A 25,128-nucleotide genomic window follows, 5' to 3' on the forward strand; every position below is an offset into this window, starting at 1 on the left:
GGATGGAAGAGGGAAAATGGATGATGGGGCTTAATTGCAGTTTCGGTAATAATGGATAAGGGTAAATGATAGATCAAAATTATAGATGGTATCCGGTTTATACGCGTTCGAGGGCAGAAAAAAAGGCTTACGATGAATTGAACCGGAAGGCCATTTTAGCTTATCTACCGCTTAAAAAGACGGTTAAACAATGGAGCGACCGTAAAAAAATAGTAGAAGAGCCTTTAATCAAATCTTATCTGTTTGTGTATATTTCGGCTAAAGAATATGCTGAAGTATTGATGACCAATGGCATTGCGAGATTTATTTATTTCTCCGGCCAAATCGCACCCATCCCTGATCAACAAATTAACGATCTGAAGCTTTTACTGGCCACCGATGCCGATCTGGAGGTAATTGACTATGATATTAAACCTGGTGAAAGGGTATTGATTAAAGCTGGCCCATTTAAAGGGATAATTGCAGAACTGGTATCGATACAAAATAAACAACGTATTGTATTGCGTTTACAAAATATGGGGTATGCTATCAACATTAATACCTCGGTAGCATTTGTAGAACCGATTTAAGGATGGATGATGTGAGAGGGATGATGGGGGAATAAATAACATTTAGCAAAAAACCGCTGAAGCTTTGATGCTCAGCTTCATTCATAAAAACAAAATAATCAGTCATTTTAAAATATAAAATGTGACTGAGGGGGCGAAGCTGTATCTGGACTGGATTAGATAGCCCCAAATTGATCAAGTAAAAAGTTATGTGTCGCATAGCGGGCATTATTAATAGCAAAAATTCTTTAGAAAAAGTTAGTGAGCAAGTAAAGGCCATGTGTGATAGTATGCAACATGGTGGCCCGGATGATCATGGCATTTATCAAGCTGAAAGGGAATCGATATGCTTAGGCAACCGCCGCTTAGCCATTTTAGACCTTAGCAGCAGTGGACATCAGCCCATGGTAAGCCACAAAGAGGATATTGTAATTACTTATAACGGCGAGATTTATAATTACAAGCAAATCCGTACCGAGCTTATTAACCTAGGCTATATATTTAAAACACAAACCGATACAGAGGTAATATTATATGCTTATCAACACTGGCGGGAAGCTGCATTTGGTAAGCTGGATGGCATTTTCGCCTTTTGCATTTTTGATAAACGGCAGCAATGTATCTACCTGGTTAGGGATCAAAACGGTATTAAACCTTTATATTACCACTTTGATAAAGAAACGCTAACCTTTGCTTCGGAGGTTAAGGCCTTTAAACATGCCGGTATTTACCAGGAAAACAGCAACTGGAGAATTTATTATCTGGCATTCGGACATATACCAGAGCCTTATACCACCATAAAAGACGTTTGCAGTTTGGGTAAAGGCTCATTCCTGAAGTACAACATCAGAAATGCCAAGCATTTCGTTCAATCTTATCACGAGTTTGAGCATACTGCTCATATCCGCAATGAAGATTATGCTGTTGAGCAAATCCGCGAGCAACTCAGTAACTCGATCAGACAACAAATGATTTCGGATGTGGATATTGCCGTGTTATTTAGCGGCGGGCTAGATTCCAGTATCATTACCATTTTGGCCAACCAGTTCGATAGCAAAAAGCTATCCTGCATTTCGGCCAATTTTAACGAAATAGATTTTTCTGAGCAGAAGCAACGCAGCGGTTTATTACAAAAAATAGATGCACATAAAATTGAACGTTTAATTACCTACCGCGATTTTGTGCAAAATTTCGAAACTGTTTTAAGCAGTATGGACCAGCCCACCAATGATGGGATTAATACCTGGTTTGTGTGCAAGGCGGCCAAAGAAAATGGTATAAAAGTAGTATTATCGGGTTTAGGTGCCGACGAGCTTTTTGGTGGCTACCCCTCTTTTGATCGTATCCATAAAATACAGAATTTAAACTGGTTAAGCAAAAGTGTTTTAAGGAGTATGCGTTTCTCTAACAATACCAAGTTTAAACGTTTGTATTACCTTAGCCTTAACTCCCCTATTGGTGAATACCTTTGTTTGAGGGGCGTTTATTCGCCCGATGTGATTGCCGATTTGTTAGACATTGATATGAAAACTGTTATCGATTGCCTGGAGGAAATCCCAATTCAACCCGGAATTAAAAAAACAAGTAACGAAACACGGGCAAGCTGGTTTGAGTTTAACATGTATATGCAAAACCAGTTGTTAAAGGATACCGATTTTATGAGCATGAGCCATGGTGTTGAAGTCCGTGTGCCATTTCTCGACATCAACTTTGTTAAGCTGGTGCTTTCTATCTCTAACGAAATCAAGTTTAGTTACGAACAGAAAAAGAAATTACTGGTTGAGGCTTACAAGGAAGATTTACCGATTGAAACCTGGAAAAGGTCAAAAATGGGCTTTACTTTCCCTTTTCAGGAGTGGATGAGAAAAAATAGTGATATTGCCGATTCATCCCGTTACAGCAATAAAAGAGCAAAATCGCTAATGCAAAACTTTGGCGATAATAAATTACACTGGAGCTCAGCATTGGCCTTATACAGAACCTACCATGCCAGTTAAAGTTTTATTTTTAACGCTAAAAACATTTAGTTTAACTGGTGGAATTGAGAAGGTATGCCGCAGTTTGAGTCGAGTTTTATACGATTTAAGTGAAGAAGGAATAGTACAGTCGACAGTGTATTCGATGTATGATAAAAATACAGACCGCGATTCGAGGTACTTGAGCAAAAACCAGTTCAGAGGGTTTGAAGGAAAGAAGGAACGTTTTGTAATTCAATCTTTTTTAGCTGGATTAAAAACTGATGTGATTATACTGAGCCACATCCATCTCATTAATAATGTTTACTTCATTAAAAAAATACACCCTCATAAAAAAATTTACCTGTTGGCCCATGGCATCGAAATCTGGAAGAAATTATCGGATGCCAAGCTAAAAATGCTGAACCAACTTGACAAAATTATTTGTGTAAGTGAATTTACTGCACAGAAAGTAATGGATATGCATCATATTCCAACCGAGCGAATTGAAGTATTAAACAATTGCCTCGATCCTTTCTATCACCTGTCGACCGAGTTTGAAAAACCACAAAATTTGTTAGACCGATATCATTTAAGCAATAAACATTTAATTTTGTTCTCTCTCTCCCGCTTATCTTCTTCGGAAAAATATAAAGGATACGACCATACCATTGAATTATTACCGAAATTACTGGAAAGCTATCCAAATCTGGTTTATCTATTAGCGGGCAAATGGGATGCAGTAGAAAAGAAACGATTGGATGATTTAATTAGCAAAAATAATCTTCAAAATCACATCAAAATGATCGGCTTTATTGACGAAGCCGAACTTACTGAACACTTTTTATTATCTGATCTTTTTATACTCCCCAGTAAAAAAGAAGGTTTTGGTATTGTATTTATCGAAGCCCTTGCAAGCGGCCTGAGGGTAATTGCAGGCAATAAAGATGGCAGTGTAGATGCACTTCGCGGGGGAGCATTGGGTGTACTTGTTGATCCCGATGATCAACAGGAGATATTAGCCAGTATATCTCCACTTCTCGGGCATGCTCAGACGCAACAAGAGAAAAAAAATCTTCAGGAAAAATGTATCCATGCATTTGGATATGCTAACTATCTCCAATCATTCAAGAATACCATTATAAACACTACGATTAATTAAATGTAATTGCGAACAGAATGATATACAAAATTTATTGTATATCAATTCATTTGGAATACAAATATTTAATATTATTAAATAAGGTTTTCGAATCACCAGTTTGAAAAGTTGATCATTTTTATTGTTCATAAAGTATTTAATCCATGATTGAAAAAATTGAGAGCCAAAATTTGCTATTGGCAATAATAATAAAAGCCAGTTATAAGAAAGAAGGTATTTCCTTTTTTACCCCTAATGATTTTTCTCAGCAATTAGGCTACATGAACCGCCCTAAAGGCTATGTAATAGAGCCTCATATCCACAACATCAACGAAAGAAAAGTTACCCTAACCCAAGAGGTATTATACATTAAATCGGGCAAATTAAGGGTCGATTTTTATGACCAGGAAAAGGTATTTCTCGAAAGCAGCATTCTCGAAACTGGTGATGTTGTGCTTTTGGCTGCCGGAGGCCACGGCTTCGAAATGATCGAGGACAGCGAAATCATCGAAATAAAGCAGGGTCCTTATGATGGCGACAAAGACAAAATCAGGTTTTAACGCTCAAACAATCGGCTTAAATCTATTGAATACATGTTCGAGGATAAACGAAAACTCTAACCTCACAAAATTTGGACGCAAACTTTAAACTCTATAGCAAATACTACGATCTTTTGTATCGAGACAAAGATTATCTGGCTGAAACAAATTACCTTGTTAGCCTGATAGAACAGTATAGGCCCCAAAGCAAATCCATTATTGAGCTGGGCTCCGGAACGGGCAAACATGCAAATCTGTTATCAGCAAAAGGCTATCAAATTGTTGGCTTAGAGCGCAGCGCCGAAATGGTTGAAATTGCCAATCGCTCAAAAGCGGCTCATGTAGATTTTAAAGTAGCTAACATTGCCGATTTTGAAATAGGCCAATCATTTGATGTTGCACTATCGCTTTTTCATGTTATCAGCTACCTCACCAACAATCAGAGTTTGATCAATACCTTTAATAACGTGCATCGTCATTTAAATACCGGAGGCTTGTTTATTTTCGACGTTTGGCATAGCGCTGCCGTACACTTTCAAGTACCCGAAAAACGCACTAAAACGCTTCGAGATGAAAACATTTTGGCAACAAGACATGCCGATCCGGTAATTTATCCCGAACTGAACATTGTTGAAGTAAATTACGACATTGTTGTAGAGGACCTTGGTAACGGACAACAAACAAGCATAAGTGAACAACACCCAATGCGCCACTTTAGCCAGCCAGAACTAGAACTGTTGGCTTATGCTACAGGTTTTGAAATTATACACACCGAAGAATTCTTAAGCAAGGCCTCTCCTTCTCAAAATACCTGGGGTGTTTGCTACATATTGAGAAAAAAATAAAATGAACCCAATTCCAGTTAACACGCCGCTTCTTAAAGGCAATGAGCTTAAGTATTTAACTGCTTGCATTGAAACAGGATGGATCAGTAGCGAAGGGCCATTTATAACCCAATTTGAACAGCAGTTTAGCCAATACATCGGTTGTGCACATGGCGTAGCTGTTAGCAACGGCTCTGCCGCCCTAGACATTGCTGTTAAAGCGCTAAACATTGGCCCGGGCGACGAAGTAATCATGCCCAGTTTTACCATCATTTCTCCTGCACAGTCTGTAGTTACTGCAGGTGCCTTGCCGGTGTTGGTAGATAGCGACCCTTTAACCTGGAATATGGATGTAGCACAAATTGAAGCCAAGATCACCCCTCGCACTAAAGCCATTCTGATAGTTCATATTTATGGCCTGCCGGTGGATGTAGATCCTATACTTGATTTGGCAAAAAAATACAACCTAAAGGTAATTGAAGATGCGGCCGAAATGCATGGCCAAACCTACAAAAACAAAATGTGCGGCAGTTTTGGCGACATTAGTATTTTCAGTTTCTATCCAAACAAGCACATCACAACCGGCGAGGGAGGCATGTTGCTGACCGATGACGAAGAATTGGCCAACCGATGCAAAAAACTACGCAACCTTTGTTTTGAACCTGACGGGCCTCGTTTTGTTCATCATGAAATTGGCTGGAATTACCGCATGACTAATCTTCAGGCCGCGCTTGGCCTTGCGCAGCTCGAGCAAATAGACGGCTTTATAGAAAAGAAAAGAAAAATGGCTTCGTTTTATCAAGATGGGCTTTCTTTCTTGAAAACCAGAGGCTATCAGTTGCCCAAAGAAAAAGACGACAACAGTGAAAACATTTATTGGGTATTTGGGTTAGTAGCATCAAGTTTAGCCGAAAAGGAACAAATGGTGGCTTACTTAACCGAAAACAAGATAGGAACCCGTCCTTTCTTTTGGTGCATGCACGAACAGCCCGTATTTAAAAACATGGGCCTATTTAAAAATGAAAGCTATCCCGTTGCAGAAAAATTAGCCAGAAATGGATTTTACCTGCCAAGTGGCTTAGGTACTACCAACCAGCAACAAGAAGAAGTAATCAATAGCCTTCGGCAATATCATTCGGCAAATCCAATTCATTTAACATGAACAAACAAGAACTTAAATGGGAAATAAACCCCAGTCATAGTTTATTAGATCTCAAGTTAGGCGAATTATGGGCATATCGCGACCTATTGATCCTCTTGGTACGACGAGATTTTGTTTCGTTTTATAAGCAGACCATACTCGGACCATTATGGTTTTTTATCCAGCCGTTGTTTACTACCATTGTTTTCACTTTTGTTTTCGAAAATTTGGCTGGTATTTCAACAGACAACTTGCCTGGCCCTTTGTTTTACATGGCAGGTATTACCGCTTGGAATTACTTTGCAGATTGCCTTACAAAAACATCAACGGTATTTAAGGATAATGCGCCCATTTTTGGCAAAGTTTATTTTCCAAGGCTAATTATGCCCTTAAGTATAGTGGTTAGCAATTTGGTGCGCTTTGGCGTACAGCTATTGCTGTTCCTTTTGTTTATGGCCTACTTCTATTTTATCAGAGGGACCCATTTTCAGCTCACCTGGGCTGTTCTTTTGTTCCCTGTGCTGATTATTTTAATGGCATTATTGGGTTTGGGTCTGGGCATGATTATCAGCGCCATGACCACTAAATACAGAGACCTGTCCTTCTTGGTTACATTTGGGGTACAACTGTTAATGTATGGCACTACTGTTATCTATCCGCTTTCTGCAGCGGTAAAACGTTACCCGAAATACAGCTGGATCATCAAACTCAACCCCATGACAACCCTCATCGAAACCTTTCGTTACGGTTTTCTTGGCAAAGGGTCCTTTAGTCTCGAATCGTTGGGCTATACGGCCTTGCTAACTGTAGTTATCCTCCTATTTGGCATTGTTGTGTTTAATAAAGTAGAAAAAAACTTTGTAGATACAGTTTAAAACATTAACATGTTTAACGCAATAAAAGTAGAAAACCTAAGTAAGGCTTATCAATTAGGCCAAATTGGTACCGGAACTGTTAGCCGCGATTTAGAACGCTGGTTTGCACGCATACGTGGCAAGGAAGACCCTTTCTTAAAGATCGGAGAAACCAATGCGCAAAACTCGAAAAGCACGAGCGATATAGTTTGGAGCTTAAGAGACATTAATTTTGAGATCGAACAAGGCAAAGCTGTTGGGGTAATTGGCAGAAATGGAGCAGGCAAAAGTACTTTATTAAAGATACTGAGCAAAATAACCGCACCAACTACAGGAAAAATATCTGGACAAGGCCGTATTGCAAGCCTTTTAGAGGTGGGTACTGGCTTCCACCCCGAACTGAGCGGCAGAGAGAATATCTTTTTAAATGGTGCTATTTTGGGCATGCGCAAAAAGGAAATCACCCGCAAACTTGATGAAATAGTAGATTTTGCCGGCATAGAAAGGTATTTAGATACTCCGGTTAAAAGATACAGTTCGGGCATGTATGTAAGATTGGCCTTTGCCGTAGCAGCCCACCTAGAAAGCGAAATACTGATTGTTGACGAGGTTTTGGCAGTTGGCGATGCAGAGTTTCAGAAAAAATGTCTGGGCAAAATGGGCGAAGTAAGCAAGGGCGAAGGCAGAACCGTACTTTTTGTTAGCCACAACATGAGCATGATCAACCAGCTTTGCAGCAGTTCTATCTACCTGAAAAACGGCATGCTCGAGCTTTACTCAAGTACCAAGAAAGCTATAGACAGCTACTTGGCCGAGAGTACGGCAACTGCACATAAAAATCTAGAAATTGTTTTCAATGAAAATGAAAGCGACGAAAATGTACAGCTAAACGTGTTTAAGATGGAAGCTCATTTCGAAAACTCGAGCGATTTCCTTTCTAGCAAAGACGTAAACGTACAATTTGGCTTTAAGATATTTGAAAAAGTACTGGGTTTAAGGATTGGCTTCGAAATAGTAAGCCCTTCTACCGATCTCTGTGTTTTCAGGACTTTTCATGATGATGATTGCGAAGAGATGCTGGCTTTTGAACCAGGAGAATACATACTCTCTGCACAAATACCAAAAGACCTTTTAAACATCGGAGAGTATTTTATTTACCCAACAATAGGTATACACAACATCAAATGGCTGTCGTTCAAAACACATCAGCTTCACTTAAACATCATTAATATCGGAGGCGTAAACAACCTATATTCAGACGAAAGACCTGGAGTACTTGCACCAAAGATAAACTGGAACATAAATCATGGCAAAATTTGATATTTTCATTGTACAAAAGGTCATTAATCTTTTCCACAAGTATATTTTATTGAGGAGGGGGCCGGCAGAAAAGGAATGGCTGAAGCACTTTCCCAAACAGCTCGCCTTTTTTACACATACGCTTGCCGATGGGATAAAAATCAATCTTTATAAAGACAGTCACCTGTCGAAATTTATCTATGATGGGTTTGAAAAGAAAGAGGAACTATTCATCCAGCAATTTCTAAAGCCTGGTGATGTCTTTTTCGATATTGGGGCCAATATTGGATTGCACTCGCTCATTGCCGCAAAAGCAATCGGAAATGGTGGCAAGGCCTATGCATTTGAACCCACGCCTATTACTTTCGACCGTTTAAACGAGAACATCAGGCTAAACAACTTTGAAGCTATCATCAGTTCATTTAACTTGGGCGTATCAGACAGCAACGAAAAACTGTACCTCAATGTTTCGGAAAGTGGCTATGATGCCTGGAACTCTTTTGCCCCAATTAAAGAAATTACCTTAGAACAAAAAATTGAAGTAGATGTGGTTACAATTCCAGATTTTGTGCAGCAGCACAACCTGGAACCAAAAAATATAGCGCTCATTAAAATCGATGTTGAAGGCTGGGAGCTCAATGTGCTAAAGGGGATGGAATCATTTTTTAACGACGATAGCTTTAACGCCAGCTTTTTAATAGAATTTACAGAAGAGAATGCCTTTAGGGCTGGGTATTCTTGTAGAGACTTGTATAACTTTATGGTAAGCAAGGGATATGAATGGTTTGACCTTAATGAAAAAATACTGCAGCTAGAACCTGCCGAACTAAAAGCCTACTATCCTTACGAAAACCTGATTGCCATAAAAAAGATCAACATAGCATCCGTAAAGCAAAGGCTACATACAGTTTAGACGATAATATTCCAATAATTTGATTGCGGTAAAACTAGAGGGCAGGTTAGGAAATCAACTTTTTCAGTATGCGTTTATTTATGCTTGGGCCAAAAAGCTCGGGGTTTCTTTCTATCTTGACAAAAGCATAGAGCCTATTTTAATAGATCGCTATTTCGAAATCAAAAACGACCGCTTTATTTGGTTGGATAGGAATATATTTCGCATCAAAGGTTTTAAGAACTTTTTCAGTTTTTATTTAAGAAAAATCTTCTATAACAACCTTAGCTGGTTTCTGAATCTCAAAAAGATCTCAACTACTGGTCGCGAAACAGAGTTCAATATTGACAACAAAACCTTAATCCGTGGTTTTTTCCAATCGGAATCTTTTTTTATTAGTGCCAGCGAGGAAATCAAATCCTTACTTGCCATTAAACCCTCTTTTAGGCAGTCTTTTACTGAAATCTTTAAGCAACTCCCTCCAGATTCGGCTATTGTAACCATTCACATCCGCAGAACAGATTACATAGAGCTTGATATGGCACTGCCTCTTGATTATTACAAAGAAGCGATTTCGAAGGTTGCCTTAACAAATGCCTATTTCGTATTTATTTCTGACGATCCCGAGTTTGTGCAAGTAAATTTCGCCGACATTGAACCGAAATATATATCCAATCATTCAGAAATCATAGATTTCCAGTTTCTTATCCATGCAAACTGCTGCATCTTGTCTAATAGCAGTTTTAGCTGGTGGGGCGCCTATCTTAATACAAACAATCCAACCGTATTGGCACCCAAATACTGGACTGGCTTTAGAGAGAAAAAAGAAGAACCTGTTGGCATTACGATGAGCAACTGGCAATTAATAGAAATCAAATGACTTTAGCACCTATCATCCTTTTTGTATATAATAGACCAGAAAATACAGCAATCTTATTAGAATCGCTGGCTAAAAATATTTTAGCAAAAGACACTAAGCTTTATATCTATGCCGATGGTCCGAAGGAAGATGCTACGCCGGCACAACTCGAAAAAGTAAAAGAGACTAGAGAACTGATTAAGAGCAGCAACTGGTGCGGACAAAACATCATAGTAGAATCGGAAATCAACATTGGTTTGGCCAAGTCTATCATCAATGGGGTTACCCAACTTGTTAACGAGCATGGCAGAGTCATTGTATTAGAAGACGACCTCAAGCTCTCTCCTTATTTTCTGAGCTACATGAACGATTCGCTAGAAAAATACAAGGATGACAAACAAGTAGGGCAAATTGGGGCTTGTAACTTTTTTGCCTGTGGCAACAAATATCCCAGTGCTTTTTTTGTTCCTTTGACCGATTGTTGGGGCTGGGCAACATGGGCAGACAGGTGGGCCAAATACGAGTATGATGCAACTACCTTATACGAGCAACTGAAAAAAAACAACCTGTTAGATCAATTCAATCTGCATGGCAATGCCAAAATGGAAGACATGCTGTTGGCACAGATCAACAAGGAAATTAATACATGGGATATCCAATGGCTTGCGGTAAGCACTTTAAACAATTGGCTTGTGCTTTATCCAAATCCATCTGCCTCGCAACATATTTTTTTAGGCAACGCCACGCACAATACTTCTAATATTGTTCCTCCCCTATTGGAAGCCTATCCTTCAAGCGAAAAAATTAAGCTCGAGACAATAAACCATGTAATGAAAGCCATGGAATTAGGCTATAGTGGACATGGAGACTATTATGGAAAACCGCTTCAATCAAATTCAGTCCTTTGGAGACTTACTAAGCGAATAATAAAGAAAATACTCTCCTTTTTTTCAAAGCAAAAAATGAGCACTTTAAAATCGTTAGCCAAAAAGTTATTGAATTGGGTGGGACTTCATATTACCCCAATTGACAAAACAGATCCCAACAAAATTATTAAACGTAAAGTTGGCAATTTCTTCTTGTTAATGAACTATGGGCATATTTATAATTCGAAATTTCTGAACAGAAACTATGACAAGAATTTGCCTCGCTTAGCGCAAACAATCCAATCGAAATATCCTGATCTAAGTATTATCGACATCGGTGCAAATATTGGAGATACTGTAGCTATGATCAAAAGTGTAATTGATGTTCCAATAATTTGTATTGAGGGCGACAACACCTATTATGATATGTTAGCCAAAAACATTGAGCAGTTTGAGGGCGTAAAAAGCATAAATAAATTTCTGGGCGAAAAAACAACTGATATTCAAGCCAAAACGATCCAAACACATGGTTCATTAAAAATTGATACCACAGTAAAACAGAGCAATATACAAATAGAAACGTTGGATGAGCTTGTAAACAAAAATCCGAATTGGTTTCTAACCAGCAAGCTTTTAAAGATTGATACTGACGGGTTTGATGTAAAGGTTTTAATGGGCTCGATGGAATTTATAGCAAATCAAAACCCCGTTTTATTTTTTGAGTATTCTGAACAACACTTAAAAAATGTTGGTGATGATACACTCCATATTTTTGAGATGCTTGAAGGGCTTAATTATAACCATCTCATTTTTTACGATCATACAGGACGGTTTATCCTTTCAAGCAAAATACAAGACAAGCATATTATAGCGCATTTGCACAACTACATTGCAAATTACAATGTAACTATTCCTTTTTTAGACATAGCTGCATTTCATGAAAGCGACAAAGATATCTTTGAAGAAATAAAGGCAATAGAAACTCAAATCAACAGAAGTTCTGCTAACGACCTGATTTATAATGCATAAATTAAAAATAGGAATACCGATTAATGCCGACTACAATCCAAATGCAGGTGGAGGCTATTCGTATATTACACAATTGATTGAAGCTATAGACAACCATCATTTTAACGATGAAATAGCAATTGTTTTTATCAATTACGAAGGTAAACAGTTGGCTACAAAACACCAGATGCTGTCCTTCCATCCTTTCCAAAAGCGTAGTTCGGCCGACATTTTTAGAAAAGCAAAAATTCTGTTGCTTAAAAAAAGTGGCATTTTTAAAACCTGGCTCAATAAATTGGAACTGCAACATGCCGAAGCAAGAAATGCAAACATTGTAAAGACCTTAGAAGCTAATGAAATCAAGGTCTTGCTTTATACCAGCCCTGAGCGACATGCATTTAATTTCCCCTTCATCACCATCCATTGGGACATTGGCCACCTGTCTACTTACATGTTCCCAGAGTTTGTTGCCGATTTTAAAAACAGGTGTGGCTATTATCAGGATATTTTGCCCAAAGCTTTGTTTATTCTTACAGAAACCGAAGCCGGAAAGCAAGAACTTGCCAATTATACAACTATCAATCCAGCGAGGATAGAAGTTATGCCTATCTTTCCTGGCAAAGTAATAACAGAACAGGTTGAACAGCAGGCACAGGAAACCATTCTGCAAAATTTCGGCCTCAACAATAAAAAATTCTTTATCTATCCGGCCCAATTTTGGGCACATAAAAACCATACGCTTTTAATAGATGCTTTCGAAACTTTGCTGACCGTCCACCCTGATACCCTTTTGGCATTTACCGGTTCGGATAAGGGTAATTTGAAGTACATCAAAAACTATATTCAATCTAGGCATTTAGAAGAGCGCGTTAAAAACCTTGGATTTATCTCAAATACAGAACTTTATACACTTTATAAAAATGCCGTGGCATTGGTAATGCCAACCTTTTTGGGGCCTTCTAACATGCCTCCTTTGGAAGCTGCAAATTTGAACTGCCAGGTTTTGGTTAGTGATTTGCCTGGGCATAGAGAATTGTTAGGTAGTTACGCCACTTATTTTGATCCTTTAGATCATAAATCGTTAAGCAAGCTGATGATTTCGGCATTGGAACCTACCACAGATCAGGCATCCTTTTCTAATCCTAATGCATTTACGATTAAAAACGCCATTCAGAAATTAGAGCAGGTTCTGTTAAAAACCGCTTCTATTCGCAAAAACTGGTTATGATTTTTCAATTTTAATCTTCCCTATCTTGGCAAAAGACATTAAAGCTCCTGATTTACTCGAATACAGAAACGACTTTGTAAAAGAAGGTATAGTTTATCCTTTAAACAAGGTCGATTTTCTTGAATCTGGATTATTAGACAAGCTTCCTGCAAGCGACAAAAAGGGTTGGCCTTGGAATATGCAGACTGATACGGCGGTATACGGCAATAAAAAAGATTGGCCAAAAATCACCATCGTAACCCCTTCCTACAATCATGGCCAATACATCGAAGAAACCATCAGGGCCGTACTTTTACAGAACTATCCAAACTTAGAATACATTGTGATGGATGGCGGAAGTACAGATAATACCCTCGAAATTTTGGAAAAATATGCACCTTGGCTCAGCTATTACGAATCAAAAAAAGACAGAGGTCAGGGCCATGCCATTAATAAAGGCTTCAGCTTAGCTTCTGGCGAAATATTTGGCTGGATCAACAGTGATGATCTTTATACCGAAGGTGCTTTTCATGCACTTGCAAAGTCGTTTTCAAAACAAACAGAAGTGGTTTATGGCGACGGCCTCATTTTAAATGAAGAACATAATACCCTCGTTTATCAAAAAGCCAATTGGGTAAACAAAAGGTATTTGTTTGTAGGAGGCATTATTATGCAGCATTCCTGTTTTTGGCGATCCAGAGTCCATCTTCCCATTCTAGAACAGCTCTATTGCGCAGTTGACTCAGAACTTTGGTTTAGGCTCATTCCAAATAAAAAGCTTAAACACGTTAAATTTCCACTCGGTGTTGTACGGATCCAGCCCGAAACCAAAACGCATAATGAAAAATTTATAGAGAAATGGAAACAAGACAACCTGCTCATCGCCAAACTTCACGATTTTGAGCATACTGTTTCCTACTTCAAATATGTACAATCTAAATTTTATGTGCTAGAGGCAAGGTACGTTCAAAAGCTTTTCAGGTATCTCAATTTTACAAATACTGCGCCTCACTTAAACAAGATTGTACTTCCAGATCGAAACCATACGATTTAGCGCTAAACCATTTTGATTTCGGTTATTACATGTTCGATTAGCAAGGCCAAATTGGCGCTTCTTCAAAACAGCTTACTGGCTACAACAAGCTGTGAATATGAGTTAATCGTAATTGACAACAGCAGCAATAACTACAGCATTTGCCAAGCCTATAATTTAGGTGCAAGAAAAAGCAAATTCGATGTTCTTTGTTTTGTACATGAAGACATTGAATTTTTAACACCCAATTGGGATCAGTACTTATTGGGCCATTTAAAAGAACCCGACATTGCCTTGCTTGGCATATTGGGAAATACGGTTAAAACCATCTATCCATCAGGCGTTTATTCGCCGGTGCTAGAAAGCAACCGCATTAACCAGGTACAAAAACTAAGTGACGGATCTGATCAGCATTACTACATCAATCCGCTCGAAGAAAAAAGAAGCGAAGTTGCCACACTTGATGGCATGTTGTTGGGCACTACAAAAAAATATTGGGAAAAAGCCAATTTTGATGAGGCGCTATTGGAAGGCTTTCATGGATATGATGTGGACTTTAGTTTGGCAATGGGCCAACTAGGCAAAGTAGTTGTGGTTTACGATATCCTGATTGCACATTCGAGTTTTGGAGGAAACAACAAAACCTGGATAGATAACCAAATCAAAATAGTAAAAAAATGGAGAAGCCACTTGCCTATCTGCAAGGGTGCGGTATCTAAAAAAATGCTTAGCGAAAGAGAACGGGCAGACCTCAATGATTTGATGCGTTCATTGCTCAAATTAAATTCTCCTTTTGGCATTTCATTAAAATATGCCTGGCTTGCCATCCGCAAAACGCCATTTCAACGAATAAACCTACATTTTATCAAAAAACTATTCTTAAAATTAGTAAATGCAGATTAGTTATATCATTTCTGATGAGTTGCCATACGAAAAGCTGATCTGCAATGATGCAGGGCCCGCCTATGCCACCTCGATGCAATGGCCATGCCTAACGGTAGCGGGCCTAAATGAGCTTGAACAGAGCCGTGTCTATGTAATAGACAACCGCATTTCGGCTGCAGAATGTGAAGTGGTCCACAAGCTTGTTGTAGCAAATCCACAGGTTTTGTTCGTTGCCAAAATCGTTGATCCGTATTTTGAACATCATACCCATTTTTATTACCAATGGCTGGCCAAAATTGTACAGCTTAAAAACCTAAGACTATTTTCTGTTTACGAGCCAAAGGAGCTTGGTTATTTTATTTCGAAATTAAGCGAAAAGCCCGTTATCTATACTCCTTATGTATACGACTCGAGCAGAGAAATAGGCTTAGAAGATCTAGCCAAAAGAAAAAGCAAACTAATTATCTCTGGGGCCATCAACTACGAGGTATACCCCTATCGTTCGGCTATATTGAAAAAAACCAGAAGATCGGTTCTAAGGCCTTTCTTTGATTTTTTAAAACATCCTGGCTACCCTGATGTTACCGATCGGCCTTACAGCCATCAATTTGTAGGCGATAACTTTATCAGCTATTTGGCCAATTTTAAATATATGCTTTTATGTGCTTCGAGGTGCAGGATAGAATTTTACAAGTTTCACGAATGCGCCTATGCCGGCTGCCTACCTGTTGGCCAGTTGCCTTCCTGTTTTCCAGAAGAGATCAAAAGCTTGTTTACAGAACTCAAACCCGATTCGCTGTTCAAATCTAGCCTTCAATTGTTTTATGGGTGGGATAAAGCCGAACACCTGCAAAAAATAACTGCTTATCGAGATTTTTTACAAAGCACCAGATCGGTACAGCAAATCAACCAGTCTTTCTTTAATCAATTGTAATGGCCAAAGAGCAACCAAAAGTCTTATTTGTTCTTCCCGAATACTATCCACATAGCGGTGGGGGTATCTCTACTTACTATATACAGTACATTAAGGCGCTTGCTCCTCATTGTTCGGCCATGAAAGTAATTGTAGGAAGCGGCTATCTACAAAAAACAGACAAATTCGATTTGGCTGACAATGTTAAAGTAGAATACCTATCGCCTGACTTATACAACAGCTACCTCCAAAAGTTCGACAAATTCAGTTTTATACCAGAATACAAGTCTAATATTGCCGCAGCATGGGCAATGTGGGAACAGGCAGCAGAAGGAAAAGGCTATGATATTGTAGAATGCACAGATTTTGCCATGGGCTATATTCCCTGGGCAATACATCATGCCACTCCCTTGGTTGTTAGGCTACATGGCAGTTCGGGTCAAATAGAGATCAATGAACCTGAATTGGAGCAGGCAATTTTTGGTGATTTTTGCAGAAGCACCGAGACCTTATTGCTTGCCAAGGCAAGTTGCCTAATTTCGCACAGCAAGCAAAATGCAGAATTTTGGCGACCTATACTTCCAGCTACAAAAATCGAATACATTCCTCCTGTATTTGAAATGAAACTCACTCAGCGACCAGTTAGCCAAAAAGAAGATTTTGCCATGATCTGTGGCCGGGTACAACAATGGAAAGGGCCAGATGTACTTTGCAAATCTCTTCAAGAATTACAGTGTCCAGAACTGGAGTTTCGTTGGATAGGAAGAGATACCGTATACCGCGCAGGCCGATCGAAAGCAAATCAGCTGTCTCAAGATTATCCAATGATTTGGGGGAAACAAATCAGGCTAAATGCACCTTTACCAACCGAAGAACTAAGCACACTACAGGAGAAAGCCAAATATGCAATAGTTCCCTCTACTTGGGATATGTTCAATTTTACGGTGCTCGAATACATGGCTAACGGAACGCCAGTATTATGCTCTGTTGGTGCTGGTGCATCAGAATTGATTGTTCACAGTAAAAACGGCTTCACCTTTGGCATCAACGACAGCAAAGCATTAGCCCAGCTCATTGAAAAAATGAGCAACATCGATGCAAATGAATATGATGAATTGGTAAATGAGGCTCATCAAACCATAAAAAATTTAGCTGGGAGCAAAATCATTCCTTTAAATCTGCAAGTTTACCAAGAAGTGATCGAGAAATTTTCGGTTTCCAAACTCAACAATTATTTGGCTTCGGCTTATCTCCCTACAACAAAAAGAGGTTATATGGACCAGCTTTTAGACCAGATCAGCCTGAAAAAACTAAGCGCCTACCTGATGAACAGGATCAAGAAAAAATACGCCAAGTGAAACACAAGATAATAGAAATAGAAGGCCTAAGAGGTTTTTTATCGTTGTGGGTTTTCGTTTTTCATATCATAGCCATTACCGGATTTTTCGATACTTTTTTTCAGCAACAAGCTATAAAAAATATATTCAACGGCGAAACTGCTGTCGATGTTTTTATCATTGTTTCTGGTTTCACCATCTGCATGCTCATTGAGAGTAAGCATGAAAAATTCAGCACCTACTTATTCAGAAGATTCATGCGCATTTATCCAATGTACATTATTTGTTTGATTGTGGCACTCCTACTTGGTCTATTGGGAATTATGCCCAAAAATTATGATGAGAATGACTTATACAAGCATATTGGATTACATATTACTATGCTGCATGGCATAATTCCTCCTACATTGTTAAAGAATTCTTCTGGTGCTATATTAAATCCGGCATGGTCTATTTCATTAGAGTGGCAGTTTTATCTTATCGCGCCATTTCTTTTTGGCATTACAAACAAGATAAAACTAGTAGGCCCTTTGTTTGTTTTAATTTTATCAATAATACTTATCAGGTTAGCTTCGAGATATGGCGAATGGGACGGATCGTTTTTATTGAGCAAATTCTCATTGTTTTGGGTTGGCATTTTTTGCTATTATGTTTTTGATTATGTAATAAGGACCAAAGAAAAATTATTTGGTTTGGCAGTATGGCTGGTACCTGTTGCATTATTCATGTATTCAACCCTATTTTCTTATAAGGGAGGTGTTGGAGCTTTCATTTGGTTTTTGTTCTTTTTTGGGCTCTTATCTTCAATTATAAACCCAAAACTTACATTGCCCAGTATTATGCTTGCCCTATTTAGAACAAGGCTGTTTAAGCAATTGGGTGAGATCAGCTATTCGCTTTACCTCCTGCACGAACTTGTTATTTGGATAATACTATGGGCTTTGTTAAAGCTAAATCCACAAATGAGCAATTGGACACAGTTACTTGTCCTTGTTTTTATTGGCATTCCAGCAGCATCGGCTTTGGCTAAGCTTTCTTATCGTTTTATTGAATTTCCAGCCGTTAACTGGGCAAAGAAGAAGCTTGTAAAAAATGAAGGATAAACCAACTATAGCTTTATGCATTCCGGCTTATAACGCGGCCAATTATCTGCCCTGTCTGCTAAAATCAGCTCACGACCAAACTATTCCGTTTCACGAAATTTTAGTGTACAATGATTGCAGTACAGATAATACCGAAGAAATAGCTAGAGCTTTAGGTGCAACTGTAATTAACGGTGATGTGAATAGGGGCTGTTCTTCTGGCAAAAACAGGCTTGCCGAAATAACTACTGCCGATTGGATCCATTTTCACGATGCCGATGATGAGCTGTTGCCCAATTTTACTGCTGAAATGCAGCATTGGCTCACTAATAACCAGAATGATTTTAAGGTATTGATCTTAAATTTCAATTACATCAATTTCGATTCTAAGCAACAGCTAGACTCGGCTAATCACAACAGAGAAGAGATGCGCCAAAACAGCCTAAAATATGCAATAGAACACAAAATTGTAAACTTCGGGCTCTACGAACGTCTGTCTTTTCTAGAGGCTGGTGGATTTGACACTGATAAGAACGTACTTTACAACGAAGACAAGGCTTTTCACATCAGGTTGGCTGCAAATGGTTTAAAATTCGATTACCTCAATACCATTACTTGCATCAATTATCAATACCAGCAAAGCATGTCAGTATCTAATCAATTGAAATGTGCAGAGGCGAGTTATTATGTGCTCAAAAAAACTGTAGATCAATTTGGAGATATTTATCCCATAGAATTAAGCAATATGTTGCTTCAGGCCGCCACAACACTTGCAGCGGTTAATGATTGGCCTTATGTTAGCAAAGCCGTGAAATTGGCAAAGCAGCTTAACAAAAACTTAAAATTAAACAGAGGCAGACTCTTTAGGCTGTTGGGTATGCTCGATACCTATGCTGCCTTTTGGCTGAGGGAGAAACTGATCAGGCTTTTTAAACCAGCACTCAGAAAAAGTAATGGATAAGCCTTTAGTTTCGATAATTATTCCTCTTTACAACGCTGCGCAATACATAGAAAAAGCCATTTTATGTATTGTAAACCAAACCTATCAAAATTGGGAGCTGATTATAGTAGACGATGGAAGTACTGACAATAGCTTGGCTATTGCAAAAAAATATGAAAGCGAAAAAATAATCGTGTTGCAACAAGAAAACAAAGGTCAATGTGCAGCCAATAACCATGGGTTTTCAAAATCCAAAGGATTGTACATTAAGTTTTTTGACGCCGACGATATGCTTTCGCTAAATATGATTGCAGCGCAGGTCGAATTGCTTCTCCAAAACCCTGGCTGCATTGCTTCTGCCAAATGGGGTCGCTTTTACAACAACGACATTTCGATCTTTAAATTAAATCCAGAAGCCTGCTGGCAGGATATGAATCCTATCGATTGGATCTGCACAAGCTGGATAAACGGAGCGGCGATGATGCAATGTGCACTCTGGCTCATCCCTAAATCTATTATAGAAAAAACAGGTGGCTGGAACGAAAAGCTCTCGTTAATCAACGATCTCGAATTCTTTACAAGAATAGTGCTCGCTGCAGAGCGTATCATTTTTAGTTCCGAATCGATCTTGTACTACAGATCCGGACACGGCCATACACTTTCTGCCCGAAAAGACAGGATGGCACAGCAATCTGCATTTATGGCTATAGACCTCAGTACCGATTACCTCTTGGCAAAAACCAGAAGAGAAGATGCCCTACAGTGCTGTGCAAATTTTTTACAGCTGTTTATTTATGATAACTACCCATTTAATAGCGACCTGATCAAAAGAGCCAAACATAAAATAAAGGGATTGCTTAAACCCAACATCAAAATTCCCTTGCCAGGCTCGTTAAAGTTGGTCAATGAGCTTTTTGGTTGGAAAGTTGCCAAATTGATGATGAACTACAAAAGGAAGGCAACGATTTTTTTAAAAGGGCAAAATAAAAATATAGCATGAAGATTTTGTTGATTATGGACCCCGGAATTGCAGTGCCTCCCCCTCTTTATGGAGGGCACGAACGTTTGGTCTACATGTTTGCCGAAGAATACCAAAAAATGGGGCATACTGTTTATTTATTGGCAGGGCCTGGTTCAAAAATTTCTGGAACTGCTCAATCTTTTGGTATTAACGATCTTAAAAGGTCTAAGTTTCAAAAAATCAAGGAGCTCCTTTTTGCTTGGAAATTTCTGTACAAAAAGAGAAAAGACTTCGATCTGATCCATAATTTCGGTCGCCTGGCTTACCTTATACCTATACTAAATGCGTCGGTAAAAAAAATCATGACTTATGGCCGAACCGTTGATGCCAAAAACATCTATTGGATCAACAAATTTGCCAATCAAAACCTAAGGTTTACTGCGCCAAGTTATGATTGTGTGGCTAGTGTAAAAAGCATTGGGCATTGGACAAGGGTTTACAATGCCATTGATTTTTCAAAATACAAGCTTGCAAAAAATGTTGGCCCAGATGCACCGCTCATCTTTTTAAGCAGGCTCGACCGCGTAAAAGGTTGCCATATTGCCATCCAGGTAGCCAAAGCAACCAATCAAAAACTAATCATTGCCGGCAATATTTCGGCCTTGGAAAGCGAAAAAGAATATTTCGACAAGGAGATTAAACCGTTTATAGACAACGAGCAAATCAGCTATGTGGGTGCGGTAAACGACGAACAAAAAAACGAATACCTCGGCAGTGCCAAGGCCATGTTGTTCCCCATTAATGTAAGAGAAGCCTTTGGTATGGTAATGGCCGAAGCTATGGCTTGCGGCACCCCGGTTATTGCATTTAATGCCGGCGCAACTCCAGAGGTAATTATTGATTCGGTTAATGGCTACGTGGTAAACAATAAGGACGAAATGATACAGACGTTAGACCAAGTAAAACTTATTGACAGAAGCCATTGCAGAGAAAATGCAGAAAGCAGGTTCGATGTAACCGTTATTGCCAACGAATACCTAACTTTATTTGACCACAACTAGGTTGAAAAAAATATTGCTCATTACTTCTGGCCAACCTTCTTTAAACCCCAGACTGGTAAAAGAAGCCGATGCACTAGCCGAAGCAGGCTATACCGTAACGGTTATCTATCAGTATTGGAACGCTTGGGGCACCGCACTAGACCGAGAGCTCCTGGCTTCAAAAAAATGGCAGGCCATCCGTGTAAATGGCGATCCAGTTGAGCAGAAGTTTAGCTATTGGTTATCAAAAGTCATTCATAAGGCAGCAAAAAAAATAGCGAAGTTGATTGGCATCAATGCAATTACATCGATCTTTGCCTTATCAAGGGGTACTTACAGACTAATTAAAAAAGCCAAAAGCATACAGGCAGATCTCTATATTGCCCACAACCTGGCCGCCTTGCCCGCGGCTGTAAAAGCAGCTTCAAAATACAAGGCCAAATGTGGTTTCGATGCAGAAGATTTGCATCGCTATGAGGCAAAAACAAACAATGCGGATTTTAATTTTCGCCTCATTAAATATGTCGAAGAAGCGTACTTTCCCAAAGCAGATTACCTTACAACAAGCAGTCCACTGATTAATGAACGCTACCAGTCTATTTTCCCAAAACTATCTTTTAGTACGATACTTAATGTTTTTCCCGTACAAGAAATCGATATTGCTAGACAAAACAAAGACTACAATACTTTAAAGCTATTCTGGTTCTCGCAGCATATTGGCCTATCAAGAGGATTGCAAGATGTAATTTATGTCTTAAAACTATTAGAGAACGAAAAGGTTGAGCTTCATTTATTGGGTTCGTTAAGCATACAGGTTAAAACAGAACTGGATCAAATCATATCAGCCGTTAATTTCAGCAAAGCACCCCAAATCTTCTTTTACGAGCCAATTGCTCCGGATGACTTGTTTAGTTTTGCCAGCCAGTTTCACATTGGTTTGGCTACAGAGCCCAGTTTTTCTATAAATAACGATTTGGCACTGAGCAATAAACTGTTCTCGTATCTGCAAGCAGGTTTGGCCCTAGTTGTTTCTGATACCAGTGCACAAGAAAGTTTTATTCGCGAGCACCCAAAAACAGGCTTCTCTTATAAAAAAGGTGACCCGCAGCACCTAGCTCAGGTTCTTAAAAGCTATATTGATGACGATACCCTGCTTAAAAACCAGCAACTCGAAGCCAGCAACAGTGCAAAGTTCAACCTAAACTGGAACATAGAGCAGAAAAAGTTTCTGGCTATTGTTGAACAAACATTACAATAGCTGGCATTCACTCTAACTGTTCTATACACTTTACCATTAAACAAACTTGAGCTATCAATACCAAGAATAATAATTTAGAAGCAATGCGCGCACTAGCGGCGATTGCAGTCTTTATTTGCCATCTTTTTTCTCTTGTGCCCGAAATGGCTAGATACAAAAACCATTTCACGAATCTATTCACTAATTGGGGCACCGAATCGGTAATCGTTTTTTTTATTCTATCGGGGATTGTAATCCACCTATCGTTTGAAAATCGACCAAAAACGAAAATAGAATTTATCAAAAATAGGGTTTTACGCCTGTACCCTATATTAATATGCTGTGTGATATTGACAGCTTTAATTGAAAAAATAATTTTTAAAACTCCTTTTTCGCTAATGCATTTCATAGCCAACGCTTTGCCAATTGCAACATTAGACACCTCCATAACTCTTTACCAAAGCAATCCTGTAATTTGGAGCCTATCTTTCGAAGTTTTCTTTTACCTCTATTTTGGACTATTTTGTATCAGGAACAAGAAGCTAAATAACAATATGCTGTATTTATGGGCTATATTAGGTTTGATCTGTATTTATTTAAATGTTCAGCCCTATGTCTACCCAAAAGTTTTGACTCATTTTTTTATTCTTTTTGCGCTATCATTTATATGGCTAATTGGTTTCTATATCGTTAAGTTTCGGCAGCTATATAGCAGTTCCCATCTCGCCATATTGTCTCTCTTCTCTTTGCCATTGCTTTCAAGATTACACCTGTTCTTCGATCATCTTGATCCGGTAAAATACACCTTGTTTGCAATTGTGAGCTGGCCATTTTTTTTATACTTGATCAGAAAAAAAGAGCAACCGGTTGAGACCAAAAACAATCTGCTTTTATGGGTTTATGCTATCATATTTTTGGGATCGGCAATTACTTTAAGCTATGATAAGCAGTACAGCCCATTCATCAAGGCCTGCTACATCTTTCTTCCCATCTTTATGTTGATCATGTTTAATTTCTTTGGTAAGCTATTTAAGTATATTTATTCAAAAATAATCAAGCCCTTGGCCCATATTGGTAAGTTTTCCTATAGCCTTTACCTCGTACATTACCCTATAATTGTTCTGTTTGTTGGCATTCCGACTATTTCCTTTGCCATTAAGTTGCCACTGATATTGATAAGTACGGGCATTGCCATCTATTTATTCGAGTTTAAGTTACAGCCATACTTTAATAGGCTATTTAAATCAAATTGAGAAAGCTACTTATTATTTCGCCACACTTCCCTCCTGTTAATGCAGCAGACATGCAACGCATAAGAACCAGTTTGTGCTACTACCATGAGTTTGGTTGGAAAGCAGAAATTGTAACGGTTCATGAAAAATATGTTGATATTGTAAATGATCCCCTCTTACTCAGTTCCATTCCTTCGAATATTAAGATACATAAGGTAAAAGCCCTTACAAAAAAATGGACGGCTAAGTTTGGTCTTGGAAGCCTCGCTTTACGTTCTCTTTTCTTTTACCGAAAAAAGGTAAACCAATTGCTCGCTGCTGAAAAATATGATCTGATCTATTTTTCTACCACGCAGTTCCCAATATGTATTTTGGGTAGTTATTGGAAAAGAAAATTTGGTATTCCTTACGTAATTGACATGCAAGATCCCTGGCATTCTACTTATTATTTAAATAAACCAAAATCGCAACAACCGCCAAAATATTGGTTTTCTTATCGGTTAAACAAATATTTGGAACCCATTGCCATGAAAGGTGTAGATGGCATCATCAGCGTATCTGGCGCCTATATTGAAACACTAAAAAACAGATATCCTTGGTTAAAAAATAAACCTTCCAAGGTAATTACATTTGGTGCTTTTGAGCTGGATTTTGAGATTGCCGAGAAAAAAAAGTCGAAACTTCAATTGGTTTATCCAACAGATACCAATCAAATTAACCTCATTTATATTGGTCGGGGCGGGTACGATATCCATTCGGCTATTAAATTATTGTTTGAAGAATTTTTAGCTTTTAAAGAAACCAATCCGATAATTTTTTCTCTTATCCATTTACATTTTATCGGCACGAGTTATGCTGCAAATGGAACTGGTATTCCAACCATTGCACCTACCGCAAAAGAAATGGGTCTGGGCGAAAAAGTAACGGAATATACTGATCGGATAGGTTTTTACCAAAGCATTAGAAATTTGCAGGAAGCGGATGGCTTGCTCATTATCGGTTCAAATGATGCATCGTATACGGCCTCCAAGCTTTACCCATATATCATGGCAAAAAAACCTTTACTTGCGCTTTTTCACCCACAAAGTGAGGCCGCAATTGCTATTAAAGATTGTAATGCAGGAAATTTAATTACACTTGACCAATCTTCTCCGAAAGCAAAATATATTTTTGAACAATATTTGGAACAGGTAATCGAGAAAAAATCTCCAGATACAAATTGGAAAGAATTTGAAAAGTATACTCCAAAATCCTTGACCAAAAAACAGGTAGATGTATTTGATGAAGTATTGGATTTGAAAAACAACTAACGAAATGATACTTCAATCATTATAT

At 38.6% G+C, this 25,128-nt stretch carries 23 protein-coding genes; all 23 read left to right on the forward strand.

The genetic code is table 11. The features are described 5' to 3' along the window. Positions 1-65: 65 nt before the first annotated feature. The 23 genes from DBR40_RS16775 (at position 66) to DBR40_RS16885 (ending at position 25,103) form a co-directional block, all read left to right on the forward strand. Complete coding sequence (locus DBR40_RS16775; protein ID WP_124560884.1) at positions 66-569, forward strand: UpxY family transcription antiterminator; 504 nt, start codon at positions 66-68, stop codon at positions 567-569. Between the two features lie 188 nt (positions 570-757). Next, entirely contained in the window at positions 758-2,545 is a 1,788-nt protein-coding gene (gene asnB, locus DBR40_RS16780) for an asparagine synthase (glutamine-hydrolyzing) (protein WP_124560885.1), read from the forward strand. Next, a complete protein-coding gene (locus tag DBR40_RS16785) occupies positions 2,535-3,665 on the forward strand; it encodes a glycosyltransferase family 4 protein (protein WP_124560886.1) in 1,131 nt (376 codons plus the stop codon). Before asnB ends, DBR40_RS16785 begins: the two co-directional genes overlap by 11 nt. Before the next feature lie 176 nt (positions 3,666-3,841). Further along, positions 3,842-4,204, forward strand: coding sequence for a hypothetical protein (locus tag DBR40_RS16790; RefSeq protein WP_199748366.1), 363 nt, complete (start codon positions 3,842-3,844; stop codon positions 4,202-4,204). Between the two features lie 71 nt (positions 4,205-4,275). Then, positions 4,276-5,028: a class I SAM-dependent DNA methyltransferase gene (locus DBR40_RS16795; protein WP_124560888.1), complete on the forward strand. Its 753-nt coding sequence runs from the start codon at positions 4,276-4,278 to the stop codon at positions 5,026-5,028. A 1-nt stretch (position 5,029) separates the two neighbouring features. Further along, entirely contained in the window at positions 5,030-6,169 is a 1,140-nt protein-coding gene (locus DBR40_RS16800) for a DegT/DnrJ/EryC1/StrS family aminotransferase (RefSeq protein WP_124560889.1), read from the forward strand. Next, positions 6,166-7,023: an ABC transporter permease gene (locus DBR40_RS16805; protein ID WP_124560890.1), complete on the forward strand. Its 858-nt coding sequence runs from the start codon at positions 6,166-6,168 to the stop codon at positions 7,021-7,023. The genes DBR40_RS16800 and DBR40_RS16805 overlap by 4 nt, the downstream gene beginning before the upstream one ends. 9 nt (positions 7,024-7,032) lie before the next feature. Then, the gene (locus DBR40_RS27020; protein WP_124560891.1) at positions 7,033-8,322 is read left to right on the forward strand and encodes an ABC transporter ATP-binding protein; all 1,290 of its coding nucleotides are present in this window, start codon (positions 7,033-7,035) and stop codon (positions 8,320-8,322) included. Continuing rightward, complete coding sequence (locus DBR40_RS16815) at positions 8,309-9,214, forward strand: FkbM family methyltransferase (RefSeq protein WP_124560892.1); 906 nt, start codon at positions 8,309-8,311, stop codon at positions 9,212-9,214. Before DBR40_RS27020 ends, DBR40_RS16815 begins: the two co-directional genes overlap by 14 nt. Before the next feature lie 19 nt (positions 9,215-9,233). Beyond that, complete coding sequence (locus DBR40_RS16820; RefSeq protein WP_124560893.1) at positions 9,234-10,073, forward strand: alpha-1,2-fucosyltransferase; 840 nt, start codon at positions 9,234-9,236, stop codon at positions 10,071-10,073. Beyond that, complete coding sequence (locus DBR40_RS16825) at positions 10,070-11,947, forward strand: FkbM family methyltransferase (protein WP_124560894.1); 1,878 nt, start codon at positions 10,070-10,072, stop codon at positions 11,945-11,947. The genes DBR40_RS16820 and DBR40_RS16825 overlap by 4 nt, the downstream gene beginning before the upstream one ends. After that, a complete protein-coding gene (locus DBR40_RS16830) occupies positions 11,940-13,154 on the forward strand; it encodes a glycosyltransferase (protein ID WP_124560895.1) in 1,215 nt (404 codons plus the stop codon). The genes DBR40_RS16825 and DBR40_RS16830 overlap by 8 nt, the downstream gene beginning before the upstream one ends. Positions 13,155-13,179: 25 nt before the next feature. After that, positions 13,180-14,187 carry a glycosyltransferase family 2 protein gene (locus DBR40_RS16835; RefSeq protein ID WP_199748367.1) on the forward strand — a complete coding sequence of 336 codons (1,008 nt, stop codon included), beginning with the start codon at positions 13,180-13,182 and terminating at the stop codon, positions 14,185-14,187. Between the two features lie 12 nt (positions 14,188-14,199). Then, positions 14,200-15,069 carry a glycosyltransferase gene (locus DBR40_RS16840; protein ID WP_255420120.1) on the forward strand — a complete coding sequence of 290 codons (870 nt, stop codon included), beginning with the start codon at positions 14,200-14,202 and terminating at the stop codon, positions 15,067-15,069. Further along, entirely contained in the window at positions 15,059-15,985 is a 927-nt protein-coding gene (locus DBR40_RS16845) for a hypothetical protein (RefSeq protein WP_124560897.1), read from the forward strand. Before DBR40_RS16840 ends, DBR40_RS16845 begins: the two co-directional genes overlap by 11 nt. Continuing rightward, on the forward strand, positions 15,985-17,322 hold the full coding sequence (locus DBR40_RS16850; protein WP_124560898.1) for a glycosyltransferase family 4 protein: 1,338 nt from the start codon (positions 15,985-15,987) through the stop codon (positions 17,320-17,322). Before DBR40_RS16845 ends, DBR40_RS16850 begins: the two co-directional genes overlap by 1 nt. After that, positions 17,319-18,404: an acyltransferase family protein gene (locus tag DBR40_RS16855; protein ID WP_158674068.1), complete on the forward strand. Its 1,086-nt coding sequence runs from the start codon at positions 17,319-17,321 to the stop codon at positions 18,402-18,404. The genes DBR40_RS16850 and DBR40_RS16855 overlap by 4 nt, the downstream gene beginning before the upstream one ends. Continuing rightward, positions 18,394-19,344 (forward strand): glycosyltransferase family 2 protein, encoded by a 951-nt coding sequence (locus tag DBR40_RS16860; RefSeq protein ID WP_124560900.1) that lies wholly within the window; start codon positions 18,394-18,396, stop codon positions 19,342-19,344. The genes DBR40_RS16855 and DBR40_RS16860 overlap by 11 nt, the downstream gene beginning before the upstream one ends. Beyond that, complete coding sequence (locus DBR40_RS16865; protein ID WP_124560901.1) at positions 19,337-20,323, forward strand: glycosyltransferase family 2 protein; 987 nt, start codon at positions 19,337-19,339, stop codon at positions 20,321-20,323. The genes DBR40_RS16860 and DBR40_RS16865 overlap by 8 nt, the downstream gene beginning before the upstream one ends. Then, positions 20,320-21,345 carry a glycosyltransferase gene (locus DBR40_RS16870; RefSeq protein WP_124560902.1) on the forward strand — a complete coding sequence of 342 codons (1,026 nt, stop codon included), beginning with the start codon at positions 20,320-20,322 and terminating at the stop codon, positions 21,343-21,345. The genes DBR40_RS16865 and DBR40_RS16870 overlap by 4 nt, the downstream gene beginning before the upstream one ends. Before the next feature lies 1 nt (position 21,346). Then, positions 21,347-22,582, forward strand: coding sequence for a hypothetical protein (locus tag DBR40_RS16875; protein ID WP_124560903.1), 1,236 nt, complete (start codon positions 21,347-21,349; stop codon positions 22,580-22,582). Between the two features lie 53 nt (positions 22,583-22,635). Beyond that, positions 22,636-23,814 carry an acyltransferase family protein gene (locus DBR40_RS27280; RefSeq protein ID WP_410522638.1) on the forward strand — a complete coding sequence of 393 codons (1,179 nt, stop codon included), beginning with the start codon at positions 22,636-22,638 and terminating at the stop codon, positions 23,812-23,814. Continuing rightward, complete coding sequence (locus DBR40_RS16885; RefSeq protein ID WP_124560905.1) at positions 23,811-25,103, forward strand: glycosyltransferase; 1,293 nt, start codon at positions 23,811-23,813, stop codon at positions 25,101-25,103. Before DBR40_RS27280 ends, DBR40_RS16885 begins: the two co-directional genes overlap by 4 nt. Positions 25,104-25,128 lie beyond the last annotated feature (25 nt).

Source organism: Pedobacter sp. KBW01, assembly GCF_003852395.1.
GTDB lineage: Bacteria > Bacteroidota > Bacteroidia > Sphingobacteriales > Sphingobacteriaceae > Pedobacter.

What these genes read in the sequence shown, in the direction of transcription:
- DBR40_RS16860 (WP_124560900.1), top strand. Translation starts at nt 18,394, where the DNA reads ATGAAGGATAAACCAACTATAGCTTTATGCATTCCGGCTTATAACGCG.
- DBR40_RS16800 (WP_124560889.1), top strand. Translation starts at nt 5,030, where the DNA reads ATGAACCCAATTCCAGTTAACACGCCGCTTCTTAAAGGCAATGAGCTT.
- asnB (WP_124560885.1), top strand. Translation starts at nt 758, where the DNA reads ATGTGTCGCATAGCGGGCATTATTAATAGCAAAAATTCTTTAGAAAAA.
- DBR40_RS16845 (WP_124560897.1), top strand. Translation starts at nt 15,059, where the DNA reads ATGCAGATTAGTTATATCATTTCTGATGAGTTGCCATACGAAAAGCTG.
- DBR40_RS16805 (WP_124560890.1), top strand. Translation starts at nt 6,166, where the DNA reads ATGAACAAACAAGAACTTAAATGGGAAATAAACCCCAGTCATAGTTTA.
- DBR40_RS27020 (WP_124560891.1), top strand. Translation starts at nt 7,033, where the DNA reads ATGTTTAACGCAATAAAAGTAGAAAACCTAAGTAAGGCTTATCAATTA.
- DBR40_RS16830 (WP_124560895.1), top strand. Translation starts at nt 11,940, where the DNA reads ATGCATAAATTAAAAATAGGAATACCGATTAATGCCGACTACAATCCA.
- DBR40_RS16775 (WP_124560884.1), top strand. Translation starts at nt 66, where the DNA reads ATGATAGATCAAAATTATAGATGGTATCCGGTTTATACGCGTTCGAGG.
- DBR40_RS16865 (WP_124560901.1), top strand. Translation starts at nt 19,337, where the DNA reads ATGGATAAGCCTTTAGTTTCGATAATTATTCCTCTTTACAACGCTGCG.
- DBR40_RS16815 (WP_124560892.1), top strand. Translation starts at nt 8,309, where the DNA reads ATGGCAAAATTTGATATTTTCATTGTACAAAAGGTCATTAATCTTTTC.
- DBR40_RS16785 (WP_124560886.1), top strand. Translation starts at nt 2,535, where the DNA reads ATGCCAGTTAAAGTTTTATTTTTAACGCTAAAAACATTTAGTTTAACT.
- DBR40_RS16870 (WP_124560902.1), top strand. Translation starts at nt 20,320, where the DNA reads ATGAAGATTTTGTTGATTATGGACCCCGGAATTGCAGTGCCTCCCCCT.
- DBR40_RS16850 (WP_124560898.1), top strand. Translation starts at nt 15,985, where the DNA reads ATGGCCAAAGAGCAACCAAAAGTCTTATTTGTTCTTCCCGAATACTAT.
- DBR40_RS16825 (WP_124560894.1), top strand. Translation starts at nt 10,070, where the DNA reads ATGACTTTAGCACCTATCATCCTTTTTGTATATAATAGACCAGAAAAT.